Annotated in this window: 5 protein-coding genes; 3 read left to right on the top strand and 2 right to left on the bottom strand. The window is 30.6% G+C overall.

Annotated features, from left to right (window positions below; all coding sequences use genetic code 11):
• The first annotated feature begins 34 nt into the window (after window positions 1-34).
• The 3 genes from EVI01_RS14295 to EVI01_RS13050 all read left to right on the top strand — a co-directional run bounded on the left by EVI01_RS14295 (window position 35) and on the right by EVI01_RS13050 (window position 2,306).
• On the top strand, window positions 35-175 hold the full coding sequence (locus EVI01_RS14295; protein ID WP_222593956.1) for an LPXTG cell wall anchor domain-containing protein: 141 nt from the start codon (window positions 35-37) through the stop codon (window positions 173-175).
• A 167-nt stretch (window positions 176-342) separates the two neighbouring features.
• The gene (locus EVI01_RS13055) at window positions 343-1,302 is read left to right on the top strand and encodes an LCP family glycopolymer transferase (protein WP_035007575.1); all 960 of its coding nucleotides are present in this window, start codon (window positions 343-345) and stop codon (window positions 1,300-1,302) included.
• A gap of 17 nt (window positions 1,303-1,319) precedes the next feature.
• Window positions 1,320-2,306 carry an acyltransferase family protein gene (locus EVI01_RS13050; protein WP_010752229.1) on the top strand — a complete coding sequence of 329 codons (987 nt, stop codon included), beginning with the start codon at window positions 1,320-1,322 and terminating at the stop codon, window positions 2,304-2,306.
• Between the two features lie 235 nt (window positions 2,307-2,541).
• Here EVI01_RS13050 and EVI01_RS13045 read toward each other — a convergent pair whose 3' ends face one another.
• Window positions 2,542-3,171: an acyltransferase gene (locus tag EVI01_RS13045; RefSeq protein ID WP_010752227.1), complete on the bottom strand. Its 630-nt coding sequence runs from the start codon at window positions 3,169-3,171 to the stop codon at window positions 2,542-2,544.
• 922 nt (window positions 3,172-4,093) lie between these two features.
• The coding region (locus EVI01_RS13795) for an immunoglobulin-like domain-containing protein (protein ID WP_371859425.1) at window positions 4,094-5,265 on the bottom strand (1,172 nt) is incomplete at its 5' end.

Here is a 5,265-nt window from a genome sequence, read left to right as displayed (position 1 = left end):
ACCGGGGAGTGTCACACTAACAAAAACCGATAGTATGAAGTCTAAAATTGAACAACACAAAAGCGTATTTCCAAAAACTAATGAAAAGAATCAAACATCATTAATGGTCATTGGTATCGTAGTGCTTATGGTTGTTTTAGGAATATATTTATATTTGTTGAAAAGGAAAAAATAAAGAAAGAAGAACAATCTTTTATTAAGGGTTGTTCTTCTTTCTTTACTTTTACTTGTATTAGAATTTTTGTTTTCTAAAGTGGGATTATAAAGTAGTAAATGTTAGTACCTATATATCTTTAGGATTTGTTATTCTTATATAGAATAGGCTTTTAGGTTAATTTAATAATGGAGGAAACTATGAGTAAGAAAAAAATCTTTTTAATTACGATAACGACGATACTCTTTGGGATGGTATTAATTGTGATTGGTTATTTTGGAAAAATCTATATGGATATAAAGAAAACAGCAGATCGTTCTTACGAATCTGTAGAACGGATTTCTGAATCTAAGAGAAATAAATATGTTGACTACGCAGAAGGCGATGCTTTTTCAATTCTATTAATTGGTACTGACTCAGGAGATTATGGAAGAGAGGACCAAGGTAGATCAGATGTATTGATTGTTGCGACAGTTAATCCAACCAATAAAACAACTACTTTATTGAGTATCCCAAGAGATACATACGCAGATATTATTGGAAAAAATACAAAAGATAAAATTAATCATGCCTATGCTTATGGTGGGGTTCCTATGGCAATTGCTTCAGTTGAGAATCTTTTAGATATCCCAATCGATCATTATGCACAAGTTGATCTAAAAGGAATAAAAGAAATAGTAGATGCAGTTGGCGGAATAGAAGTGAATAATAAATTTAGCTTTAAGTATGGCACCACTGAATTTCCGATAGGTAAGTTATCTTTAGATGGAGAAAAAGCTTTGCAGTATTCACGCATGAGATATGATGATCCAAAGGGTGACTATGGACGGCAGGAAAGACAAAGACAAGTTATCACAGGTATACTCAACAAAGTGAAATCATTGGATACCTTAACTAATTATGATGATCTATTGGAAATTTTAGGTGATAATTTTAAGACAGATTTATCATGGCAAACGCTTAAGTTGTTATTTGAAAATTATCGTGTTGCATTGACAAATATAGAGTCTCAGCAATTAGTAGGAGAAGGTTTTACTGGAGATGGAGTGACTGGTGAACAAGGAATTTCATACCAAAAGATCAGTGATGATGAATTGATGAAAGCAAAGAAAAATTTAAAAGAGCAACTTAATATATCTGAGTCATAAAGTGAAAGAAGGATTTTATGAGAGATTTAAAAGTCGATACGTTACGGGCTATTGCAATAGTATCTATTTTACTTGCACATTCAGGAGTTAAATATTTTATATTTAACTTAAGAAGTTTTGATGTACCTTTAATGGCTTTTTGTTTGGGAATATCTTATTATTACAGTAGCAAAAATGTTTCATATTTACGATATGTGAAAAAAAGAATAAAACGATTATTGTTACCAACTATTTTATTTTTGATCATTTTATTTAGTGTATTTTATATGATTGATTTCTTTTTAAATACCCCATATCATTTTGATGCTCACTATATTATTCATTCTTTTTACATGGAAACATCATACGGATATGGTTGGATCATGCGTACTTTTTTCTTAGTTTCTTTAAGTTTACCAATATTGTATAAATTAAGTGAAAAAGCATCTCAATTATCCTCAATTCTGTTGATATTTTTAGGATTAGTTGTTTTTCAATGCTTGCTAATCTACTTGGAAAAAGCTATTCCTAATGATTTCCAGTATTGGTATGATCAAATCATTCCATTGTCATTCGGGTATTGTCCTATTGCATTTTTAGGACTTGTAGCAAAAAAAATAAACACAAAAAATGGCATGAAAGCTTCATTGATCATGCTTATTGGCCTAATCATTAGTTTCTCTGTCTTAGGCTTTTCGGGATTTAATACCTTTAAATATCCACCTCAAGCACCATTTATATTTTATGGATGTTTTTGTGCCATTGTGCTTTGGGTAATCGTCCATTTAGTTGAGTTTAAAAATATTTGGGTAGTAAATAGTATTAAATTTTTATCTATAAATTCGCAACTGATTTATTTTGTACATGTATTTTTCTTATTTATATATGAGTTTTATCTAGAAGAGACTGTTCCATTTTTGAATAAGTGGGAATTGAACTATGTTTATCTTTTATTAAGTACCATTTTAACCGTTCTTCTGTTAAATAAAGTGAAATTTTACTTCAAAAAAGTAGGTAGTGAATAGAGATAATTTTTCAATGATTAGGGTTAATAGTCAGTAATCGTTTATTGAACACTAACACTTTTTTATAAAGATTCATTCTATACAGTTAATATAAACAAAAGAATCCTTTAAACAATTTTATCGTTTAAAGGATTCTTTTGTTTTTTATTCTTTCCAATTAATATCTTTTTTAATAATAGAAGCGGGAACACCTCCATAAAGCACATTATTTTCCCCAGTAGCTTTTGTTAATAAACTACCCATATGCAACGACATTATTTTCTCCTAAAGTGACTCCCTTAAGAATGGTGCTTTTAGCACAAATCCAAGAATGATCCCCTATTTTAATGGGAGAATTATTTTGTTTTACTTTGCCTTTATCAATGATAAAGTGACCATCAATGTTTCTTATAGTGACATTCCACCCACAAACGACATCATCTCCAAATTTAATATCGCTATTTGTTGAAACAATAGTTGTTGAGTAGTTACATTTAAAATTCTTACCTAAATAAAGATTGCTATTGTTTACTACGATGACACATCCTTGGGAAAGGCCGATAACATCCTTTACGATGATTTTTCCATTGGTGATAGCAATTAAGCCTTTTTTACTTTCTCGCTCTCCACTTGCTGATTTGCCAAATCCAATTCTTATACTACCAAAACGCGAAGGGAGTTGTTCAAAGATAAAATTGTTTCTATTAATCCCTTTTAGTTTTACTTTATAGGAGACTATACACGGTATTCTTATTGCATATTTTATTGGTAAGAGCTTAAAATTAAAAAAAATTGTCTTTGGTATACTGATAAATAGTTCTAAAAAATTATTTTTTAAAAAAGTGTTTCTTTTATTATTGTTTCGTATGCCAGTTTTAGTTTTCATTACTCCTCCTGAATTGATATAGAATAGACATATTCTGTTTCATTTATTCTTAATTTGCCTTTTTTAGTGTAATATCGGTAAAGTATGTTATGTGCTAAAAAATGTCCTTTAAATAGGGAATATAATGACATTTTTATAGAGTGAGGATAGTTCAATATATGGACTTAGAAAAAACTTTTTAAGAGTCCATTAGTAGAAGAATTTTGTTAATCTATTTATGTGGACGTCCACCATGTAGATACTCCCTAAAAGTAGATATTACCCGTTAGTGAAGTTTCAGGTAATATCTACTTTTACGTATGTTTATTTCTTTGTATAAAATGAGTCATTTATTTTATGAATCAAAATAATTCAGTGAAGGAACTACTTATTTTTGAGAAATCTGTTGATAGTTCCATTTTTTTTATTTTTGAATACATAAAAATTACTTGTCTCCGTAAGATTAAAGGGACTAAACCAATCAGAAAAAAAGCGATTGTCTTATATTTAACAATTATATTGTTAATCAAATGGCTTTATCGTTGAAATTGGAACAATTGTTGCTTTTGCAGAGATCCTACATTGAAGTGAAAAAGGGAACTGTGTATCTAGCAGAGTATCTGGTTTGTTTTAAGCGATACAGCCAAAGAAAAGATTAAGTTTATGTGACTAAAGTTTACGAATATAAGAATGGTTAAGCATATCCTATTCGTAGTCAATCCTTGAAACATCTGAAAGTTTGCTTGATATTTCAGCGTTTAGAAAACAAGGAGCGAAGAGGGAAATAAATTTCACATTGATGGTCTTAAATTTAAGAAAAGTAGGAGAATGCCGAATGTGAAAAGGTGTTAACACAAAAAAATAAGACTGATTGTGATGAATAGATCAAAATCAGTCTTATTTTATTTTCTTTTTAAAAGGGACGATTAGTCTTAAGATAGCGTTATTGGATTGTCAAATTTTGTTCAACAACTTTTTTGCCGTCTTTGATATGGCGAACGATGACTTGTTGATTTTTGTCTGTAATCAAGCCTTTTGCTACAATCGCAAACTCTTCATTTTCTTTTCCTGGAGCTGTATCTGTTTCGCTATAAACGACTTGTTTTGCCACCTTACCGTCAATGACTAATTGTAGTTGGTCTTTATTCGTAGTGTAGCGACTATCAAAAGTTCCTGTCACTTTTGTGTCATTCAATGTATAATCATTTAAACTTAGCTGATAATCACTCTTTTGAACGGTAACAGGAACTTTTTCACCTATGGCAATTTTACTTGCATCAGCTAATTGTAACTCAACTTTATCGGTAGGAGCTTTAATGGTATTTTTAGTACTAATACTAAATGTACCATCTTCATTTAGTGCATTAATAGATACACGTTGGTCATTGACATATAAATTGATATATTTTATTGAATCATCGTCTGAATTCCATGTACCTGTGACTAAAGATGTTTTTCCTAACTCAAAGGTATCAGGCGTGATCTCATATGTTTTTGGCTGAGTCACATTAACATTTACTCGAGTTAATTCTTTTGATCCATTGTATTCTGCTATAACAACTTCCTGGTCAACTGAATCAATAAAACTACTTGCCGCAAGTTTATAACTTGTTTGGGAGGAATCAGGGTGTGTTAATTTGACTACTTTTCCATCCACAATTAATTTTACTGTATCTGCATATTCATTATCGTATGTTCCAGTAACGTATGCATCACCCATATTGTAGTCATTGGCACTTAGATTATACGTAATCTCTTGCGCTTCTTTAATTGTGACTGGTTTTATAGTCAACAATTCATCTCCTTGGTACTCTAATACGTCCACTTTTTGGTCCGTTGATGTAACCGAACTAGCATACATTTTAAATTGATTAGATGATTGATCAGGATAAATAGTATTCACAATTTTTCCATCAACACGCAAACGTAAACGATCCGCTTGATCATTATCATAAACTCCTGTGATATAATGGGTTCCTAAAACATATTCATCTGGAGATAATTGATAATCTACACCTTCACCAAGTTCAGATAAAGTCACTTGTTTTTCTACATTTTGCCCATCCACAGTGATGGTTTGATGATTCTCATCTTCTGCTACCGCATAAATCACTT

The sequence above is a fragment of the Enterococcus villorum genome (assembly GCF_007990225.1).
Classification (GTDB): Bacteria; Bacillota; Bacilli; order Lactobacillales; family Enterococcaceae; genus Enterococcus_B; species Enterococcus_B villorum.
The sequence above is the reverse complement of the archived record's forward strand: the minus strand, read 5'-3'. Positions and strand labels throughout refer to the sequence as shown.